The organism is Cellulomonas carbonis (genome assembly GCF_014636275.1).
Classification (GTDB): Bacteria; Actinomycetota; Actinomycetes; order Actinomycetales; family Cellulomonadaceae; genus Actinotalea; species Actinotalea carbonis.
The window spans coordinates 111,640-130,141 of sequence record NZ_BMEB01000005.1 but is presented as its reverse complement, the minus strand read 5'-3'; the positions used below and the strand labels follow the sequence as shown (position 1 = coordinate 130,141).

Genomic DNA, 18,502 nt, shown 5'->3' with positions numbered 1-18,502 from the left:
CGAGGGCGACCACAGCGCGCTAGGGTGACGTTATCTGAAGATCCGCGCAGATGAGGAGATGCCCATGGGTCGGGTCCTGCCGCTGGACGGCTGCATCGGTGGCGATCCGCAGTCGCAACGCGTGGCGCTGGTCCGCGCCAGCGTCCCGGACGACGCCGAGGCAGGGTCGCTTGCCGAGCTGTTCCGACTCCTCGGTGACGTACGGCGCACGAAGATCCTCTATGCGTTGCTGGAGGTCGGTGAGCTGTGCGTATGCGACATCTCTGCGGCGGTGAGGGTTCCCGAGGCTTCGGTGTCCCAGACGATGCGTCTGCTGCGCGCCTCGGGGGTGGTGGACAACCGGCGTGAGGGCCGCCGGGTGTACTACCGGTTGGCCGACGCCCACGTGCGGATGCTGCTGGACGTGTGCCGCGAGCACACCGGGCACGAGGGCAGCCGCTGATGGGCGCCGGACACGGTCACGGACCCGTCACTGAGCACGCCGGTGGGCGCTACCGCCGCCGCCTAGCCGGAGCGTTCCTCCTGACCGCGACGTTCTTCGCGGTCGAGCTGGCAGCGGGGTTGGTCTCCGGCTCGCTCGCACTGATCTCCGACGCCGGGCACATGGCCGCCGACGTCGTGGCCCTCGGCGCATCCCTGCTCGCCACCCGGATCGCAACCCGCCCTGATCCGACGGGGCGGCGAACCTACGGCTCGTACCGCGCGGAAGTGTTCGCTTCCGGCCTGACGGTGCTGATCATGCTCGGTGTCGGGGTGTACGTGGTGGTCGAGGCGATCAGTCGGATCGGCGAGGACCCGTCCCTGCCCTCGGGCGTGATGCTCGTGGTCGGTTTCGTGGGCCTGGTGATCAACGTTGTCTCCATGCTGCTGCTGCGCAGCGGGTCCAAGGACAGCCTCAATGTCCGGGGCGCCTACTTCGAGGTGGTGGCCGACGCTGCCGGTTCGGTCGGCGTCATGGTCGCCGGTGTTCTGATCATCGCCACCGGGCGGCCGGTCTGGGACCTCGTCGTCGCGCTGGCGATCGCCGTCTTCGTCATCGTCCGTGCCGTCACGCTGGGGCGGCAGGTCCTCGCGGTACTGGGCCAGCACGCACCCGTCGGCATCGACCCGGAGGCCGTCAGCCGAGAGCTGGGCGCCGTGCCGGGCGTGAGCGCCATCCACGACCTTCACCTGTGGGTGCTGACCTCCGGGATGAACGTCGCCACCGCTCACCTCGTCGCGAGCAGCGGCGCCGATCACGCCGCGGTCCTGGCCGGTGCCCGGGACGTCCTGCGCGATGGCTTCGGCATCGCCCATGCCACGCTCCAGGTGGAAACGGCTCAGCAGCAGCACGAGTGCTCGGACCTGACCTGGTAGCCGCTCAATCGACCGGCGTCCCCGCCGAGCGCTTGGGGGACCCAGGTTGCTCCGTGCCCCCGGGGTCATTGGCGTCGGCGCGCTCGGCCATGCGAGTGAGCATCGCGTTGTAGGCGGCCAGATCGGCGTGGCCGCTGCGGTCCGCGGCGCGGTCCAGACGTTTCGCGGTGCGCTCGTCGTCCTTGGTCCACGCCAGGGCGATACCGATGGCCAGGGCGAGCATCGGCACCTCGCTGATGCCCCACGCGATCGCGCCACCGTCCCGCTGGTCCTCCAGCGCGGACGGCCCCCACGGTCGACCCAGCATCCCGAACCACTCAGGGACAAGGAGGGTCTCCTGCATGACCAAGGCGACGCCGAAGAACGCGTGGAACACCATGGTCGCGAAGAGCAGCAGGAGTCGGATCGGGAACGCGGGCCGCCGTGGGCCCGGGTCGATGCCGACCAGGGCGTTGACGAACAGGTAACCGGCGAGCGTGAAGTGCGCCACCATCAGCACGGTTCCGATCTGCCACCGAAGGGCGTACTCGAACGCCGGCGTGTAGTAGAAGATCACCAGCGACCCGGCGAAGTTCACCGCAGCCACGACCGGGTGCGACCAGAACCGCGCCCAGCGCGAGTGGACGAGTCCCAGCAGCCACTCCCGTGGCCCCCAGGAGGCGTCGTGCCGCACCGGCAGAGCACGTGCGGCGAGCGTCACCGGCGCCGACAGGGCCAGGAAGATCGGCACGACCATGATCAGGACCATGTGCTGGATCATGTGCGCGCTGAACAGCACGTGCCCGTACACCGCCGGGCCACCGGAGGTCACCCATCCCAGCAGCACGAGCCCCGTGACGGCACACGCCGTCCGGGTGAGCGGCCACCGGTCCCCGCGAGCACGTAGGCGGCGCACCCACCGCAGGTAGACGACCAGGGCGCTGGCGCAGCCGGCCGCGATGATCAGGTCCCACCGGAAGGACGTCAGCCACAGCTCGACGGTCGGGGCCGGCGGCAGCGGATGGCCGGTGATGACCTCGGCCGGGGTGAGGTCACCGCTGGCCGTCACGGCGCCGGGTGGTTCGGTGCTGCCGAGCCCGACCGCGACACCGGACACAGCGCCCATGACCGCGAGCTCGACGGCCACGAGGCGCCAGAACAGCGCGGGTGCTCGGCCCGACGCTGTCGGCCCGAGGCGGGGTATCACGGACCGGCGATGCACCAGGCCCAGGAGCGCCAGGCCTCCGGTCAGCAGCACCTTGGCGACGATCAGCGTTCCGTAGGGCGTCGTCAGATCCTCGGGCCCGTCGGTGCGCAGGACTACGTTGACCAGCCCTGAGACCACGACAGCGGCCAGCGACCACGCCGCTACCGGCGACCAGCGCGCGACGGTGGTGCCCAGGGCGCCGCCGAGATGACGAGCCACGAGCGCGATCGCCGCGAGCCCCCCGATCCACAGCGCGGCACCGACCAGGTGCAAGAACATCGCGCCCACTGCGAGCTCATGGTTTGCGTCACCCGACGCGTGCCCCGTCTGGGACCACAGCGCGAACGCCGTCAACGCAGGCACGGCCGCGACAACCGCACTGCGTGGTCCTGTGACCAGCAGCGCGAGGACCGTGGTGATCGCCGCCAGCACGGTAACGCCCAGCAGGGTGCGCCCACCGGAGACCGACCCCACGTACAGCGCGAGCTGGCTGCCGAACCCTTCGGCCTGCGGCGACGTCCCGGTGATCCTGGCGTACGTCAGTACCGCGTCAACGATGCTCAGCACCGTCCACATACCGGCGCCCGCCCCGGCCACCACCCCCGCGGCAGGCCAGGCCTTGGCCCCCACGGCTTCGCGGGAAGATCCACTGGGAAGGATCGCCACCACAAGGAACAACGCCCCTACAGTCACCGCCGCTGCCAGCTCCGACAGCACGGTGACGATCGGCGAGGACCAGCGGACCAGTGCACCGGGGTCGGCCAGCGCCGTCGCCTGCCATGCACCAGACCACCCGCCGCTGGCCAGCACCACGACCACTGCAACCACGGCACCCACGATCACGCCGAGGCGACGGCGCCGAGCGCGTGCCTCTCCCGGGTCCGCGTCGGGCGCTGCCCCGGCTCGAGGTGGAAGCACCCTGCTCACGGCTCAGTGCGCCGCTCACCGCCGCTGCGCCGCCGCAGGAAGACCGCTCCACCAACCGCCACGATCGCGGCGGCGGCGATCGCAAGCCCCACAGCCGTCGGCGCACCAATGCCGCGGCCGCTCCTGTCCTCCGGCTCACCCTGATCCGGTTGCGGCTCCCCGGCGCCGGGGCCGGCCTGCTCCGACGCCGCCGAGGGCTCCGGCGGAGGCGACGTCGCAGGCCCGCTCGGTGACGGCTCAGGTGCGCTCAGGCTTTCCGGCGCCTCGGCGGTGAAGCGGAAGGTCCCGTCAACAGGATGTCCGTCACCGGACACGGAGCGCCAGTTCACTTGGTACTCCCCGGACGGGAGGCCTTCGCGAAGCGGCTGGGCCACGGTGACGCCGGACACCGTCGCGGCACCGTCGCCCCACTCCTGCCCATCGGGTCCGGTCACCGCGACGACGGCCCCCACGGCGAGCTGGTCAGCGGAGAACGTCAGCACCACCGCGTCGGGTTCCTCGACCGTCGTCCCGTCACCAGGCGCGGTGCTCACCAGGGCGTCGTGGGCCACCGCCTGGCCCGGGGCCCAGCCCAGGAGCAGCAGCGAGGCAACCAACACCGCGCCGGCACGGGCAAGGCACACTCCCGCCCGGGCGTGGGGCAACACTTGCGGATGGGCTGTCGAGGCCATGGGTTCGAACCCTCTTTCGTCGTCTTCTGGTACCCGTCCGGCGCGCGAAGTCCTGAGCGCGAACTTCCCGCCATCCTGCCCGACGCCGACTGTGCACCGACCGCGTGTAGGCACTTCCCCCCGGCTCGCCCGACGTCAAGGCCCGAGTCGGGCCTGGCACCACCGGCGCCGAGCAGCGCACACCGAGCGGCGTCCCAGTCGGATGGACCGGCGCGCCGCTCGACCTGACGTCACCACCGTCGGTGAGCGATGAGACCCTCACATGAAGGACTCGACTTCGCGCAGGGCTGAGCGCGCTCGTCGTCGGTTCGGTGCTCACGGTTGGGGCGCCTCTCGAGCCGGCTCATGCCGATGAGTACGACGACCGCCGCAGCGAGGACGAGTCGACATCGCCTCGTCCACGGGATCCTGGCGCAGTCCACGCTGAGGAGGAGTTCGCCCACACCGACGCCGCACCTGGTGCGGGCCTACCCCGAGCGCCAGGCCCTGGACGCGGCGATCCCGGTTGCCGAGGCGGAAACCGTCGCCGCTGAGGCAGAGCTCACACGGCTCCAGCGTGAGGCCGACCTCATCGCCCAATGGCTCGAGGCCGCACGGGCGGAGGAGGAGAACATCACCGCGCAGGTCGATGCAGACACCGACCGCGCCGAGGACATCCGCGCGGCCGTCGGGCAGATAGCGCGCGACACGTGCAAGGGAGACATGGCTGAGTCGGCTCTGTCCGCCGCCCTCGATGCACAGCGTTCCGACGACTTCCTCCGGCAGTCAGCCCTGGCAGACACAGCGCTGAGGACCCAGGCGCACGGCAAGCGTTCTGCCACTACTGCGTCACGAAGGTCGTGATGAACACGCCCATCACCTCGCCGTGGTAGTCCTTCGCCAGCACAGCAGCGAGCTCCGCCTTCAGCGCCGCGCGCCCGTCCGCACTGCTGACCTCCTCGATGGTCCGCCCCGAGAACAGGGCGATCGTGCGGTCCAGCGCGATTGATGGTTCGACTTCCTCCTCGACCTCTGCCGTGAGCTGCAGCCCCAAGCCGATCAGGAGGTACCGGCCGCCGGCCAGGTTGAGGCTGATCGGCTCGAGCTCCTGCACCACACCAGCCTCCGGCGCTTCCTGCACCACGCCCTCCTCAGCGTCTGCCCCTGGACCCATGAGGAACCAGTAGCCCGCCGCCGCGCCGAGGAGGGCGAGGACCGCCAGGATGACGACCATCTTCATGCTGCGCCGCGTCCGCGGGGCCTCCGCATCCGACGGCTTGGCTGGCGCGGCGCCGCTCTGGGCGCCGATCTTCGGCTTGTTGGCGATAACGCGCTGCTCAGTCACATCGTGGCCACATCTCTCGTTGGACGGCCCCGCGGAGCATCGTGAGCCACCGAAGAGATCGGCCGGTCACCGCACGAAAGAAGCATGAGCAACGGGCGAGATGCCATCTGTCCCCGTCCGACCGGTGGGCGGACCGCGAGACGTGGCGGGATCGTCGGACGGGAACTCGCCGTGGCGGGCGCCCCGGGGGGCTAGGTCAGCTCGATGACGAGGGAGACCGCGTAAACCGCGATGACCAGCCCGAATGCGACCAGCGGCAGCACCAATCCGAGCCGGGAAGGCCGCTTGCGCGGCTTAGTCATCTTCCCCTCCTGCACGTGCCACATCGGACGATTCGGGAGTCTGCCATTCAGACGACGTTGACACGTGTTCGGCAGGCGCAGGCCTACCGCCTGGCCACTCCTCCGCATCCGGTGCCCCAACTCGTTGGGTATCGCCGGCAAGGACGCTCGCTTGACGTCCCGCATCTAGCTCCCGCTCGGACTGGAGCAGGTGCTGTCGATCGAGCGCCGCCAGGGCTGCCCGCTCGTTGCGGTCCGCATGAACGATCTTGCGCATCGCGAGCCAGAAGATCAGGCCGACGCCTGCACTCGGGGCGAGGGCACCGAGGATCTCCAGCACGTGCATCCCTCCCTGATTAAGGACCGCCTGCCCCGTCCTTCGGCCGGCGCTTCTCTTCAATCGGTATGACGAGCCGGCGCTGGGCACCCACGGAGAGAGCGGGCCGCGCAGGTGACCGCGTGCAGGGAGACTACCGGGTAGATCCGGTCGAGCGGTCTGGCGTGCCGCGAGTGAGTGCCGTGGCCGCTCTGGCCCGCATGGATCGAGGATCTCTCGTCGGTGTCATTCGGACGGCGCACCGGTAAGGGCGCTCACCGCCGCGCGGAGCCAGGGCGTGACGAGGGCAACGGTGGGGACCGCGAGCACGGCGGCGCCGGCGAGGTAGGCGCCGGCGGCAACTGCCCGGGCGTGCCCCCGAGGCCCGTCGTCGGGGTAGACGTCTTCCAGGCGCGCGCGGCGCAGCGCGACCTCGTGCCCTGCGGCCTTCGGCTCAAGGGCACAGAGGGCACGGCGCAGGGGCCCGGGCCCGGTGCGCTGTGCCGCGACGTCGTCGGCGAGCATCTCCAGCAGGGTGCTGACGGCGTCCAGGGCGAGGCGACTGCGGACCACGCGGGGGAAGGCGACGTGCAGGGCGGTGAACGCCTCCAGGACGAGGTCGTGGCGGGCGCGCAGATGGGCCCGCTCGTGCTCGACGACGGCGCGCGTCTCGGCCTCGTCGAGCACCTGGAGCACCCTCTCGGTCACGACGACGCGCGCGGGCCGACCGGGGACGCAGTACGCCAGCGGGACGGTGCCGCTCAGAACGTGGAGCCGGGCGGCGTCGTCGTCGAACGCGCCCAGGAGATCAAGGGCGTCCCGCTGCCGACGGCGACGGCGTCGCAGTACGACGCCGAGCCGCAGGGTGGTGACGGTCAGCCGCAGGACGATGGTGCCCGCGGTGAGCGCGGCGACGGAGGCCGCGACCAGCAGCCAGGCGTCGCGCGCGCCCTGCTCGCTCCGCACCGCCCGCCAGATCTCCTCCGGCGCGGCGAGGGCGGCGCCGACGGCGGCGAGCACCGCGGCAAGCGCCCCAGCCTGCCAGAGCACCACGGCCGCCCGGGGCGCCCGGTGCAGCGGTCGGAGCCGCGCGAGCGCGACAGGCGCAGCGACCGACAGCAGGACGGCGAGGGCTGCGAGGGACAGTGCCGTCACGGTGCTCCGCGCGGGGCGGTCACGGTCGCGGGCTGCCGGTCAGAGCGCGGGACGCCCGAGGGCGGCGCGGAGCGCATCGGCCTCGGCGGAGCTGACCCGCCCGATGAAGTGCTGGAGGGCGGCGACGCGGGCGTCGGTCCCGTCGCTCAGGCCGAGGGCATCCAGCATGAGCTCGGCCGTGGTCTGCTCGCGGCTGCGCAGCGGGGCATAGCGATAGGCGCGGCCCTCCCGGAGCTGCGTGACCGCGCCCTTCTTGGCGAGGCGGTCCATGACGGTCATCACAGTGGTGTAGGCGAGCGGCCGGTCCGCCTGGAGCGCCTCGTGCACCTCGCGGACGGTGCACGGCTGCTCGGCGTCCCACAGATGCGCCATGACGGCGCTCTCGAGCTCACCCATCGCCATGGCGCAGATCCTACCGGGACCTTTGGACCTTGTCGTACTACTTGACACGTACTAGGCCGTGTAACATCTACGACGTTCTGTAGTAGACAACACGAACGTCAGGAGATCGCCCCGGTGGACACCCTGGAGCTCGCACGCCTGCAGTTCGCGGTCGTGACGATCTACCACTACTTCTTCGTCCCCCTGTCGATCTCCCTGGCGGCCCTGACTGCGGGCCTCCAGACGGCGTGGCACCGCACGGGGCGCCCGCACTACAGAGAGCTCACGTTGCTTGTGGGCAAGCTTCTCATGGTCACCTTCGCCGTGGGCGTCGTGACCGGCCTGGTGCAGGAGTTCCAGTTCGGCCTGTCCTGGAGCGACTTCGCCCGCTTCTACGGGGACGTCTTCGGCCCCACCCTCGCGATCGAGGGCATGCTTGCCTTCTTCCTGGAGGCCACATTCCTGGGCCTGTGGTTCTTCGGCTGGGACCGCCTGCCCCGGCTCGCGCACCTCGCGACCATCTGGGTGGTCGCCATCGGGACGCTGCTGTCCGCCTTCATCATCCTCGCCGCCAATTCGTTCATGCAGAACCCCGTCGCGTACCAGGTCGACCCGCGGACGGGCCGGGCGCAGCTGGACAGCTTCTGGGCCCTCATGGTCAACGAGGTCAACCTCGTGGCGTACCCGCACACCATCGCCGGCGCCGCCATGACCGGCGGCGCGCTGCTCATGGCCGTCGGCGCCTGGCGTGCATGGGGCCGCGGTCCCACCGCGCGGGGGGAGCAAGACCACCTGGCATGGCGCACCCTCGCCCGCCTCGGCGGATGGGTCACGGCGGTCGCCGGGCTTGCCGTCGCGATCACGGGGGACCTGCTCGGCAAGGTCATGACGGCCGTCCAGCCGATGAAGATGGCCGCGGCGGAGGCCCTGTACGTCACGCAGGCCGGCGCGCCGTTCTCCGTCTTCGCGATCGGGGACCCACGTAGCGGCGGAGAGCCCTTGCTCTCCCTCGACGTCCCGTACTTGCTCTCGCTCCTCGCGCACGGCGACCCCGGCGCGACCGTCCAGGGCATCGACGACCTCCAGGCGCAGTACGTGCAGGAGCACGGCCCCGGCGACTACGTGCCGTGGGTCCCCGTCGCCTACTGGACCTTCCGGCTGATGATCGGCACCGGCATGCTGGCGGCCACCCTCGCCGTCCTGTTCTTGTGGGTCACGCGTCGCGGCCAGGGCCTCGTGCGGCACGGAGGCGGCCTCGCGGGCGCCACCCGGGGCGTGCTCGCCGGCCGGGGCAGCCTGCGGACCCTCCTCGGCACCGGCGTGCTCGCCTGCCTGCCGCTGCTGCCCGCGCTGCCGGTGCTCGCCAACACCTTCGGGTGGGTCTTCACCGAGACCGCCCGTCAGCCGTGGCTCGTCTTCGGGCTGTTCCGCACGGAGGACGGCGTGGGCTCGGGCCTCACCAGCGCCGAGGTGCTCACTTCCCTCGTCGGCTTCGGACTGGTCTACGGCGTCCTCGCGCTCGTCTGGTACCGGGCTGTCCGGCACCTCGTCGCAGAGGACCTCACCTCGCGCCCCGTCCGCACCAACGGGGCCGACGCCGACGACGGCGACCGCGCGCCCGTCCCCACCTACTGAGGAGTCCCGTGGATCTTGCCCTGCTGTGGTTCGGCCTCGTGGTCCTGTGCTGGGCGCTCTTCCTGGTGCTCGAGGGCTTCGACTTCGGTGTCGGGATGCTCGCCCCCGTCCTCGGCCGCGGCGGCGCGCAGCGCGGCGCAGCGCTGCGGACCATCGCGCCGGTGTGGGACGGCAACGAGGTGTGGCTCGTCGCGGCGATCGGGGCGATGTTCGCCGCGTTCCCCGACTGGTACGCCTCCGCGCTGTCCGGTCTCTACCTGCCCATGGCGGCCCTGCTGCTGTGCCTCGCAGTGCGGGGTGTGGCCCTGGAGTTCCGGGGCAAGCGCGACGACGAGCGGTGGCGCGCGCGCTGCGACGCGGCCCTCGCCGTCAGCTCGGCCGCCACGGCCTCGCTGCTCGGCGCGGTGGTCGGCGTGCTCGCGGGCGGGCTCGCGCTCGGCCCGGACGGGGAGGTCGCGGCGGACGGCGGCGCGCTCGCCCGGACCGCAGGGACGCTCGCCCAGCCCGGTGCCCTCCTGGGCGCCCTCGGCGGCCTTGCCGCCGCGACCCTGCTCGGCGCGACGTACCTCGGCCTCCGCACGACGGGTGGCGTCCGGGACCGGGCCCGGGCGTGGGTCGGCCCGTCCGCCGGTGTCCTCGCCGCCGTGGTGCTGGTCGCCGGCATCGGGGGAGGGCTCCCGGGCACCGTCGTCGGCGCGTGCGTCGCCGTCCTCGGCGCTGCGGCCCTCGCGGCCCGTGCCGGCAGGGAGGGCTGGGCGTTTGCCCTCTCCGTAGCCGTCCAGGCTGTCGTCGTCGTCGCCCTGCTTGTGCAGGACGCCCCGGTGCTGCTGTCCAGCACGCTCGACCCGGCGTGGTCGGTGACGATCGAGTCTGCGCGGGCGAGCGCGTACGCGCTCAGCACCATCAGCTGGGCGGCTCTGGTCCTCCTGCCCGGCGTCCTCGCGTACCAGGGGCTGGCGTACTGGGTGTTCCGGCGGCGCGTGGCGAGCGACCCCGTGCCCACATGAGCGCGGCCCCGTCTCGCGGTAGTGGTCCCGGCCCGGTGGACCTGCGGCTGCTCCGCCTCGCCGCGCCCGTCCGCGGTGCCCTCGCGGCGCTCGTCGCGGTGGCCGTCGCGCAGGCCCTGACGACGGTCGCGGTGGCGCTCACGCTGACGTGGCTGGTGGTGGCTCTGGTCGAGGGTGCGCGGTGGGAGCAGGCCCTGCTCGTCCTGTCCGCGGCGCTCGTCGTGCGCACGGGGCTCGCCCACGCGCAGCCGACGGTCGCCCAACGCGTCAGCGGCGCTGCGGTCGCGGGCGCACGCGCGGTCGGCCTCAAGTCGCTCATGCGCGATCCTGGCGCCGCGGTCCGGGCGGGCGGTGACCCGGCCGCGGTCCTGTCCACGGGACTCGACCCACTCCGGCCCTGGTTCGCGGCCTACCTGCCCGCGCTCGTGGTCGCCGGCGTGCTGCCTCCGGTCGTGCTCGCGCTGCTCGTGCTGGTCGACTGGCCGTCCGCCATGACCGTGCTGCTCACCCTGCCGCTGGTGCCCCTATTCGCGGTGCTCGTCGGGTGGGCCACCCGACGCGGCGCCGACCAGCAGTACGCGCACGGCGGCCGGCTCGCCGGGCACTTCCTCGACGTGGTCCGCGGGCTGGTGACGCTGAGGCTCTACGACCGCGCCGAGCGCCAGGTCGAGCAGGTCAGGCGGTCCAGTCGGGCGTACGCCCGAGCCACGACCCGGGTGCTGGGCGTGGCCTTCCTGTCCTCGACCGCGCTCGACCTCGTGGCGACCGTGTCCGTCGGGATCGTCGCCGTGGGCGCCGGGGTGCGGCTGGCGGGCGGCGAGATGGCTCTCTGGCCGGCCCTCGCGGCGATCATGCTCGCGCCCGAGGCATACCGCCCGCTGCGGGAAGCCGGGGCGCAGTTCCACGAGTCCGCGCAGGCGAGCGCCGTGATGGACCGCCTCGACGCGATGGCAGGGGCAGGCGGGGGCACCGCACGTGAGGACGGCGAGGGGGAGGAGGGGTCGGCCGCGGGGGCACAGGGCGCCTCCGTTCGGTTCGCGGGGCGCCGGCGGCCGGTGGTCCTCCCGGACGTGACGGTGCGAGCCGGGGAACTGGTCGCCATCGTCGGGCGGTCCGGCAGCGGCAAGACGACGCTCCTGCGGCTGATGGCCGGGCACGGCACGCCCGACCGCGGCCGGGTCTGGGCGCGTGGCGCCCTGCACGTGCCCCAACGGCCCCAGCTGCCGCCGGCTCGTACGGTCCGTGAGGCGCTCGACACCGGCGACGAGCGTGCTGCGGAGGTGCTCGCGGCGCTCGGGCTGGGCGAGGTGGCCCTCGGCACGCCGCTCGGGGACGACGGCGGCGGTCTCTCGACCGGGCAGAGGCACCGCCTCGCGCTCGCACGGGCGCTCGTGCTGGCCGAGGACGCCGGGGCGGCGGGGGAGGACGTCGCGCTGCTGCTGGACGAGCCCACTGCGCACCTCGACGCGGGCGCTGAGCAGGCCGTCCTCCGGCGCCTGCGCGATGCGGCGGCGCGCGGGGTCGCGGTGCTGGTCGCCACCCACCGCGAACCGGTGTCCCGGGCCGCGGACCGGGTGGTTCGCGTCGAGCAGGCCCGTCTGACCGAGCGGGCGCCCGGTGTGACGCCCGAGCGCGCAGGGTCGGGTGGGGCCGCGGCGCCGCACGACGACGTGACGGGCCGTGAGCTGCCGGTCGCCTCCGACGGCACCACGGAGGACACCGGCCTCCTCGTGGGGGTCCGGCGGCAGTGGTCCGCGATGGACGCGCGCGCCCGGTTCGCGGTCGCGGCCGTCGCGGGGGCAGCGTCCCTGCTCTCAGGGATCGGCCTGACGGTGGCCGCCAGCTGGATGATCGTGCGCGCCTCCGCCCAGCCGCCGATCCTCACCCTGTCGCTCGCGGTGGTCGCCGTGCGCAGCTTCGCCATCGCGCGGCCCCTCTTCCGCTACCTCGAGCGACTCGCCTCCCACGACGCCGGGTTGTCCCTTCTGGCGGGGTGGCGCGGGGACGTGGTCGCGGCGCTGATCCCGCAGGTGCCCGGTCGTCTCACCGCCCGCCGGGGGACGCTCCTGCTCCGCGTCGTGGAGGACGTCGACACCAGGCTCGACGGGCGCGTCCGCGGGGCTGTGCCGATCGCGGCCGCACTGACAGCGCTCGCCGTCGCGACGGCGGGCCTCGCGTGGCTGCATCCAGCGACCCTCCTGCCGTGGGCGCTCGCGGTGGTGACCGCGGGTATCCTCGCACCCTGGACCGTCCTCCGTGCCGACCGGCAGCACGGTCCGGTCCTGGAGTCGACCGGCGAGGCGCTGCACGACGCCGTCGTGGCCGCGGTCGAGGGCGCTGACGGGCTCGACCGGGCGGTACGCCGCGAGCTCGCCGCCCGCGAGCAGGCGGCGGAGGCGGCCCGCGCGCAGGACGCGCGGACCGACGGCCTCGGGCGCGCGGTCGCAGAGGTCGGTGGCGCGGTGGCGGTCGTGGGCGCGGCACTCGCCGCCGCGCTCGCCCCGCGCAGCGACCTCGGACCGGAGGAGGTAGCGGTGCTCCTGCTCGGTGCGGTCGCGACCGGGGAGGTGCTCCTGGAGCTCCTGCCAGCGGCCCGGGCCCGTCATCGCGGCGCCTCCGCCGCGAACCGGCTCGCCGCACTCGGTGCGGTAGCCGGCGCCCCCGCCGTCGCCTCCGATGCCGGCGCCCGCCGGACCCAGCAGAGCGACGCCTGCGAGGGCGTCGTCGTCGCGGGCCTGCACGCGGGGTGGGGCGGCCGACCTGTCCTGGATGGCGTCGACCTCACTGTCGCACCTGCCCAGGTGCGCGAGATCACCTGGCCCTCCGGCGGCGGCAAGTCGACCCTGGCCGCGGTGCTCGTGGGGCTGAGGGCTCCCGCAGCCGGCCGGGTCGTGGTGTGCGGACGGGAGCCGGCGGACGCCCGTCGGGAGGGCCTCGTGGCGCTCGCCGGCGACGCCGACCACGTCTTCGCGACGACTCTGCGCGAGAACCTTCGCCTCGCGTGCCCGGACGCCCCAGACGACGCCCTGGTGCGGGCGCTGCACGACGCCCATCTGGGCGGGTGGTTCGCCGGCCTGGAGGACGGGCTCGACACGTGGCTGAGCGGGGCGACGATCTCCGGGGGGGAGCGGCGACGGCTCGTCCTTGCGCGCGCGCTGCTGCGTGACCCGGCCGTACTGGTCCTGGACGAACCGACCGCCGGGCTCGCTGCCGCTGACGCCGACGCACTCCTTGAGGCACTGCGGGACCGTGCGCACGATCGACGACCGCCGCGTGCCCTTCTGGTGATGCACCACGCGGTCGCGCCCCGCCCGGCGGCCCACGACTGACCGGTCGCCCCGCGCCTTGAGCGGCCGCCTCGGGATCCGAGCAAGGAAAGGGAACGGAGTTGGGCCATGTGGATGAGGCCACCGGTATGCGCATGCGGCAAGTGCGGTTGGCCGCAGGGGGACGCCGTTGGCGGCATTCACCGTCAACGACAGCAGACTCAGATCGCCCTCGGCCCGAGTGACGTCGGGGACCGGAAGACGTCTCGCGGCGGCCGGGGATTCGCCGGCTGGCGAGCTACCGGGTCCGAATCCTCTCGAATGCGGCGAGCGCCTCGTCCTGCGCCTCCGGAAGGGTGTGAAGGTACCGCTGCGTCGTCATGATCTGCGAGTGCCCCATGCGCTCCATGACCGTCTTCAGGTCTGCGCCACCTGCGAGCAGCCACGAGGCGTGCGCGTGCCGAAGGTCGTGCATGCGCACCGTGAAGTCCACCTCGGAGCGCTCGACTGCGGGCCTCCAGTGCCGTGTGTTGAACGTCGCACGCGACAGCGGCTGTCCTCCGGCGGTCTCGCGCGACGGGAAGAGTAGATCGTCACGAGTCAGGCCGAGCTCGGCAATGCGGCCAGCAAGGACGTCGAGCAGGCCCTGCGACACGCGGAGTGTTCGGGGCTCGTCGTCTTTCGGGTAGGGCTTGACGATGAGGCGCTCGCCGGTCGGGGAGTCCTTGCGCGAGACCTCGACGATCGTCTCCTCGACGGTGATCGTGCGGCGCAGGAAGTCGACGTGCCGCGGTCGCAGCGCGACGAGCTCGCCCCACCGCAGCCCGGTCTCGATCGCCGTCATCACCATCGGCTTGAACCTCGGCGGGATCTCGGCCAGGACGGCGGAGTACTCCTCAGGTGTCAAGGTCCGAGCCTTCTTGGTGACCACCTTGGGCAACTCCGTGCTCTCGCAGGGGTTGAAGGCGATGAGCCGGTCCCGGACCGCCCGGGCGAAGACCGAGTGCAGCATCACGTGGTATTTGGCGATCGACCGAGGGGACAAGCCCTGGTCGAGGGCAGACCGGACCCAGGTCTGCACGTTCGACGCGGTGATCTGCGCCAGCCGCATCTCGCCGAAGAACGGGATGAAGTGCCGGCGCAGATAGGAGCGGTACGCAGCGAGCGTCGAGACCTCAAGGTGGCGGGACGGCAGCCAGACGTCCTCTGCATACGCCCGGAACGTCACCCGGCCTGCGCGTCGATCGACCCACGTGCCGTCTGTGATCCTTTCCTCCGCGCGCATCGCTGCCCGCTCCGCCTCTCGGCGGGAGTCGAACGTGCCGGCGGAGCGAAGGCGCCCGTGGGTGTCGCGGTAGACCCCGGTGTACCGCCGTCCGCGTTGCCTCGGCCGCTCGACCACCCAGCCCATCGAACCTCCTCTGGTGAGCAGATGGTCAGCAGCCGTACCCGTACGGGCACGTACGTGGCCGGACACCGGCGGACAGTGATGTGCCTCCTGACCTGTGAAGATGCTGGTATCGACGCTAGCTGTGGCCACGGTTTCGGGCAAGGTTGCGTCGCTCATAACCCAGAGGTCGCAGGTTAAAATCCTGCCCCCGCTACTTGAAGTAGCAGTTCAGAGGCCCTTTCGATCTTCGGATCGGGAGGGCCTCTGGCGTTGGTGTCAACGAGGTGTCAACACCGGTTGCCTGGAAGTCGCCCGAACTGGCGCAGACATCGCCGAACACTGCCCAGTCACGTGGAGGTCCTGGGCGGTGATGGACACAGAGGTTGATCATTTGGCGGACTGGTGGTCGGCCGCCGGGGACGGCGTGGGCTCCTGTGGCGGTTGTGGACTGCCGACGAGACCGGCAGGTCGCAGAACCGGGCGTTGCCCCCGCCAGTGCTCGCTGTCGTCAACCCGTGACCTTCGTTTTCGGCCCGTGCGATTGAGTATGGTTGGTACATGCAACTAGTTGAGTCGACGGCCGACCTTGCCTCGGTGGAGTCGATCGAGCAGGAGCTGACCTTGCTGGTGCGTCGGGCCCAGAAGGTGTACCTGCGCGGGGCCCCGGCGGCGCAGGTCGTGGAACGGGCGGCCTATGGGATTCTCGCGTGGCTCCACGACATGGGCCCGCTGCGCCCCGGCGCTCTGGCGGCCCACTTCCACCTGGATGCCTCCACGATCAGCCGCCAGGTCACCTCTCTGGAGCAGGCCGGCCTGGTCGCGCGCGAGCCCGACGCCGAGGACCGACGTGCCTGCCGGCTGCGGCTCACCGAGCACGGTCAGGAGGTGTTGACCGCGACGCGGGCGGAACGGCGCGGCGTCGTCCGCGGGCTGCTGCAGTCCTGGTCTCGCGAGGACCTGGCGAACTTCGCGTCCCTGCTGGCCGCCTTCAACGCCGGCCTCGACCACCAGCTGAGCCAGTCCACCCGAGAAGAGAGTCAGCCATGAGCACCTCACCGTCGCCCCGAGCCGAGCAGCCCGCGGCGCCGACCGAGCAGGTGATGCCGATCCTGACGCACCGGCAGATCCTCATCGTGTTGGTGGGTCTGATGCTGGGCATGCTGGTCTCCGCCTTGTCCCAGACGATCGTGGCCACCGCGCTGCCCACGATCGTCGGGGAGCTCGGTGGTCAGGACCAGCTGGCCTGGGTCGTGTCTGCCACGTTGTTGACCTCGACCGCGTCCACCCCCATCTGGGGCAAGCTCTCGGACCTGTACGGCCGCAAGATCATGTTCCAGTCAGCGATCGGGATCTTCCTGGTCTCGTCCCTTGCCGCCGGGTTCGCCCAGAACATGGGGCAGCTGGTCGGGTTCCGCGCCGTGATGGGGATCGGCGTGGGAGGGCTGATGGCACTTTCCCAGGCGATCATCGGTGATGTCGTCAGCCCTCGCGAGCGTGGCCGCTACCAGGGCTACATCGGCTCGGTCTTCGGCCTGGCTACCGTCGCCGGGCCCTTGCTCGGCGGCTTCCTGGTCGAGCACCTGTCGTGGCGGTGGACTTTCTGGGTCGGGATCCCTGTCGGCATCGTCGCCCTCGTGGTGACGGAACGCGTGCTGAAGCTGCCGTTCCCCCGCCGCCAGCACGCGATCGACTGGCTGGGAGCGTTCTTCATCGTCGCCGGGATCAGTGCGCTGCTGCTGATGCTCTCCCTCGGTGGCAAGGAGTTCGCCTGGAACTCGGTCTGGACCTATGGCCTGGCCGCGGTGGCGCTGGTGATGCTCGCGCTCACGGTCTGGCAGGAACGCCGGACGGCCGAGCCGATCATGCCTCCTCGGCTGTTCGCCAACCACACGTTCGTCATCACCAGCCTGGCCGGGTTCGTGGTCGGGGTCGCCATGTTCGGCGCCATCATCTTCCTGCCTCAGTACCTGCAGATCGTCAAGGGCGAGTCGCCCACCGCCTCCGGTCTGCTGACCCTTCCGTTGATGGTCGGACTGCTGATCACCTCGATTGGGTCAGGGCGCCTGATCACCCGTTCCGGCCGCTACAAGATGTTTCCCGTCGCGGGTCTGCTGGTCGCCGCCGGTGGGCTGGCGCTGATGAGCCGACTGTCGGTGGACACCCCGCTGTGGCTCGCCGGGGTGTTCATGTTCATCACCGGCGCCGGCATCGGTATGGTGATGCAGGTCCTGGTCCTGGCGACCCAGAACGCGGTGCCCCATGCCGACCTCGGCGTGGCCACCTCCGGGGCGACCTTCTTCCGCTCCCTCGGCGGCGCGATGGGAGTGGCAGTCTTCGGCGCGCTGCTCACCCACCGGCTCCGCGACACCATCCCCGCGCAGCTCGAGGCGGCAGGCTTCCCCGCCGACCAGATGCCCCGCGGGGCCGCGACCCTGGGCAGTCCCGAGCAGATCGCCGACCTGCCGGAGCCCATCCATCTCGCGGTCACCACCGGGTTCGCCGAGGCACTGCAGACCACGTTCCTGGCCGCCGTACCCTTCGCGTTGCTCGGGTTCGTCATCCTGCTCTTCCTTCGCGAAGCTCCCCTGCGACACACCCGGGGGCACACCTCGGGCGAGGACGTCGCCGCCGCGTTCGAGACCGCGGTCGACCCCGACGCGCACCTCACCGCCGAAGAAGACGCACCCGCGCCGGGCGATCCCCAGCCACCGGGGGTGCCCCGGCGTCGCTAGGTGTTGTGGTTCAGGAGCTGGTGACGCATGCGGGATGCAGGAAACGGGTGTCCTGACCCCGACGCCGTTCGCCCTCCGTTGTCGCCCTGACCGGCGGATCGTGGCCGTGACACGCACAGAGGGCGTGGCGGGTCCGCGGCGGTCAAGCACTGACTGTTGGCCGCACGCCGCTTGAGCCCAGCGGGACGCGTGCCGTGGGGCCGGCTTGCCGCCGCGCCGGGAGGGGGTCAGCCGGTCGCGTCCGGCGGTCCCGCGCGGTGGCTCCCTGGTCGATCAGCCAGCGCGGGACAGCCAGCCTGCATCCAGGCCTCCATCGCGGCGACCCCACGGGCCGCCTCCAGCGCAACGACGACGGGCCGGCGATCGGGTCCGGGCCAGGCGGGGGGCCCGGCCGCCAGCCACGTGGTCAGGACCGCTGGACGTGCGTACCAGTAGGTGCCCATCGCGAGGCTTCCGGTCATCAGGCACCACGCCAGGAGGCGGGCCGCTCCCAGCAGCCATGTCGCCAGGGTGTAGAGGTACAGCCTGGCGCGAAGGTGCAACACCACGGCACCCCTCTTCCCGGGGTCTCGCAACGCTCATCGGCTCGCATCGCGCCACCGGGCCAACTCCCGGGGGCTTGTCAGCAACCCTGCCACGACGGGCCGCGCAACGGAAGCGTCCGGCCGTGCCGCCGCCGTCCCGATCGGCGGCGTGGTGCTCGCCGGCCACCGCGACCTGTGCCCGGTCGAGCAGTCGCTGCGGATGCCGCGACCGACCTGCGGTGCCCGGTCGAATCTCCTCGCGGACCCGCCCGCCGACCCCGCCCGCCGACGGAGTGCACCCGACGATCGTGTTCGCCGCACTGGCGATCAACGACGACCAGCGGAGCTCAT

The 18,502-nt window shown here is 72.0% G+C and carries 15 protein-coding genes; 9 read left to right on the top strand and 6 right to left on the bottom strand.

Annotation, left to right across the window (positions count from 1 at the left end):
* Positions 1–64 precede the first annotated feature (64 nt).
* Positions 65–442, top strand: a complete 378-nt coding sequence (locus IEV86_RS14700; RefSeq protein ID WP_043602088.1) for an ArsR/SmtB family transcription factor — start codon at positions 65–67, stop codon at positions 440–442.
* A complete protein-coding gene (locus IEV86_RS14695; RefSeq protein WP_043601947.1) occupies positions 442–1,356 on the top strand; it encodes a cation diffusion facilitator family transporter in 915 nt (304 codons plus the stop codon). The genes IEV86_RS14700 and IEV86_RS14695 overlap by 1 nt, the downstream gene beginning before the upstream one ends.
* A 4-nt stretch (positions 1,357–1,360) precedes the next feature.
* On the opposite strand, the gene IEV86_RS14690 is transcribed toward IEV86_RS14695, so the two are convergent.
* Both IEV86_RS14690 and IEV86_RS14685 read right to left on the bottom strand, forming a co-directional pair.
* Positions 1,361–3,370: a bifunctional copper resistance protein CopD/cytochrome c oxidase assembly protein gene (locus IEV86_RS14690; protein ID WP_229734666.1), complete on the bottom strand. Its 2,010-nt coding sequence runs from the start codon at positions 3,368–3,370 to the stop codon at positions 1,361–1,363.
* A 95-nt stretch (positions 3,371–3,465) separates the two neighbouring features.
* Entirely contained in the window at positions 3,466–4,140 is a 675-nt protein-coding gene (locus IEV86_RS14685; protein WP_052425743.1) for a copper resistance CopC family protein, read from the bottom strand.
* A gap of 351 nt (positions 4,141–4,491) precedes the next feature.
* Here IEV86_RS14685 and IEV86_RS14680 point away from each other — a divergent pair, with 351 nt between their 5' ends.
* Positions 4,492–4,983, top strand: coding sequence for a hypothetical protein (locus IEV86_RS14680; protein ID WP_152605504.1), 492 nt, complete (start codon positions 4,492–4,494; stop codon positions 4,981–4,983).
* Here IEV86_RS14680 and IEV86_RS14675 read toward each other — a convergent pair.
* A complete protein-coding gene (locus IEV86_RS14675; protein ID WP_052425742.1) occupies positions 4,961–5,464 on the bottom strand; it encodes a flagellar basal body-associated FliL family protein in 504 nt (167 codons plus the stop codon). The genes IEV86_RS14680 and IEV86_RS14675 overlap by 23 nt on opposite strands.
* A 492-nt stretch (positions 5,465–5,956) precedes the next feature.
* On the opposite strand from IEV86_RS14675, the gene IEV86_RS14670 reads away from it, so the two are divergent.
* On the top strand, positions 5,957–6,154 hold the full coding sequence (locus IEV86_RS14670; protein ID WP_161784004.1) for a hypothetical protein: 198 nt from the start codon (positions 5,957–5,959) through the stop codon (positions 6,152–6,154).
* A gap of 153 nt (positions 6,155–6,307) precedes the next feature.
* Here IEV86_RS14670 and IEV86_RS14665 read toward each other — a convergent pair whose 3' ends face one another.
* Positions 6,308–7,216, bottom strand: coding sequence for a M56 family metallopeptidase (locus IEV86_RS14665; RefSeq protein WP_043601941.1), 909 nt, complete (start codon positions 7,214–7,216; stop codon positions 6,308–6,310).
* A 39-nt stretch (positions 7,217–7,255) separates the two neighbouring features.
* Entirely contained in the window at positions 7,256–7,618 is a 363-nt protein-coding gene (locus IEV86_RS14660) for a BlaI/MecI/CopY family transcriptional regulator (RefSeq protein WP_043601938.1), read from the bottom strand.
* A gap of 114 nt (positions 7,619–7,732) precedes the next feature.
* Here IEV86_RS14660 and IEV86_RS14655 point away from each other — a divergent pair, with 114 nt between their 5' ends.
* The 3 genes from IEV86_RS14655 to cydC are packed head-to-tail and all read left to right on the top strand — an operon-like array spanning position 7,733 to position 13,568.
* Positions 7,733–9,232 carry a cytochrome ubiquinol oxidase subunit I gene (locus tag IEV86_RS14655; protein ID WP_043601936.1) on the top strand — a complete coding sequence of 500 codons (1,500 nt, stop codon included), beginning with the start codon at positions 7,733–7,735 and terminating at the stop codon, positions 9,230–9,232.
* Positions 9,233–9,240: 8 nt separating this feature from the next.
* Positions 9,241–10,239 carry a cytochrome d ubiquinol oxidase subunit II gene (cydB, locus tag IEV86_RS14650; protein ID WP_043601935.1) on the top strand — a complete coding sequence of 333 codons (999 nt, stop codon included), beginning with the start codon at positions 9,241–9,243 and terminating at the stop codon, positions 10,237–10,239.
* A 35-nt stretch (positions 10,240–10,274) separates the two neighbouring features.
* On the top strand, positions 10,275–13,568 hold the full coding sequence (gene cydC / locus IEV86_RS14645; protein WP_052425741.1) for a thiol reductant ABC exporter subunit CydC: 3,294 nt from the start codon (positions 10,275–10,277) through the stop codon (positions 13,566–13,568).
* 235 nt (positions 13,569–13,803) lie between these two features.
* On the opposite strand, the gene IEV86_RS14640 is transcribed toward cydC, so the two are convergent.
* Positions 13,804–14,916: a tyrosine-type recombinase/integrase gene (locus tag IEV86_RS14640; protein WP_043601934.1), complete on the bottom strand. Its 1,113-nt coding sequence runs from the start codon at positions 14,914–14,916 to the stop codon at positions 13,804–13,806.
* A gap of 573 nt (positions 14,917–15,489) precedes the next feature.
* Here IEV86_RS14640 and IEV86_RS14635 point away from each other — a divergent pair.
* Together IEV86_RS14635 and IEV86_RS14630 are read left to right on the top strand one after the other, a co-directional pair.
* Positions 15,490–15,942, top strand: a complete 453-nt coding sequence (locus IEV86_RS14635; protein WP_161784003.1) for a MarR family winged helix-turn-helix transcriptional regulator — start codon at positions 15,490–15,492, stop codon at positions 15,940–15,942.
* Positions 15,939–17,627 (top strand): MDR family MFS transporter, encoded by a 1,689-nt coding sequence (locus IEV86_RS14630; RefSeq protein WP_043601933.1) that lies wholly within the window; start codon positions 15,939–15,941, stop codon positions 17,625–17,627. The genes IEV86_RS14635 and IEV86_RS14630 overlap by 4 nt, the downstream gene beginning before the upstream one ends.
* Positions 17,628–18,502: the final 875 nt, after the last annotated feature.

What these genes read in the sequence shown, in the direction of transcription:
- IEV86_RS14700 (WP_043602088.1), top strand. Translation starts at nt 65, where the DNA reads ATGGGTCGGGTCCTGCCGCTGGACGGCTGCATCGGTGGCGATCCGCAG.
- IEV86_RS14695 (WP_043601947.1), top strand. Translation starts at nt 442, where the DNA reads ATGGGCGCCGGACACGGTCACGGACCCGTCACTGAGCACGCCGGTGGG.
- IEV86_RS14685 (WP_052425743.1), bottom strand. Translation starts at nt 4,140, where the DNA reads ATGGCCTCGACAGCCCATCCGCAAGTGTTGCCCCACGCCCGGGCGGGA.
- IEV86_RS14680 (WP_152605504.1), top strand. Translation starts at nt 4,492, where the DNA reads ATGAGTACGACGACCGCCGCAGCGAGGACGAGTCGACATCGCCTCGTC.
- IEV86_RS14660 (WP_043601938.1), bottom strand. Translation starts at nt 7,618, where the DNA reads ATGGCGATGGGTGAGCTCGAGAGCGCCGTCATGGCGCATCTGTGGGAC.
- IEV86_RS14640 (WP_043601934.1), bottom strand. Translation starts at nt 14,916, where the DNA reads ATGGGCTGGGTGGTCGAGCGGCCGAGGCAACGCGGACGGCGGTACACC.
- IEV86_RS14630 (WP_043601933.1), top strand. Translation starts at nt 15,939, where the DNA reads ATGAGCACCTCACCGTCGCCCCGAGCCGAGCAGCCCGCGGCGCCGACC.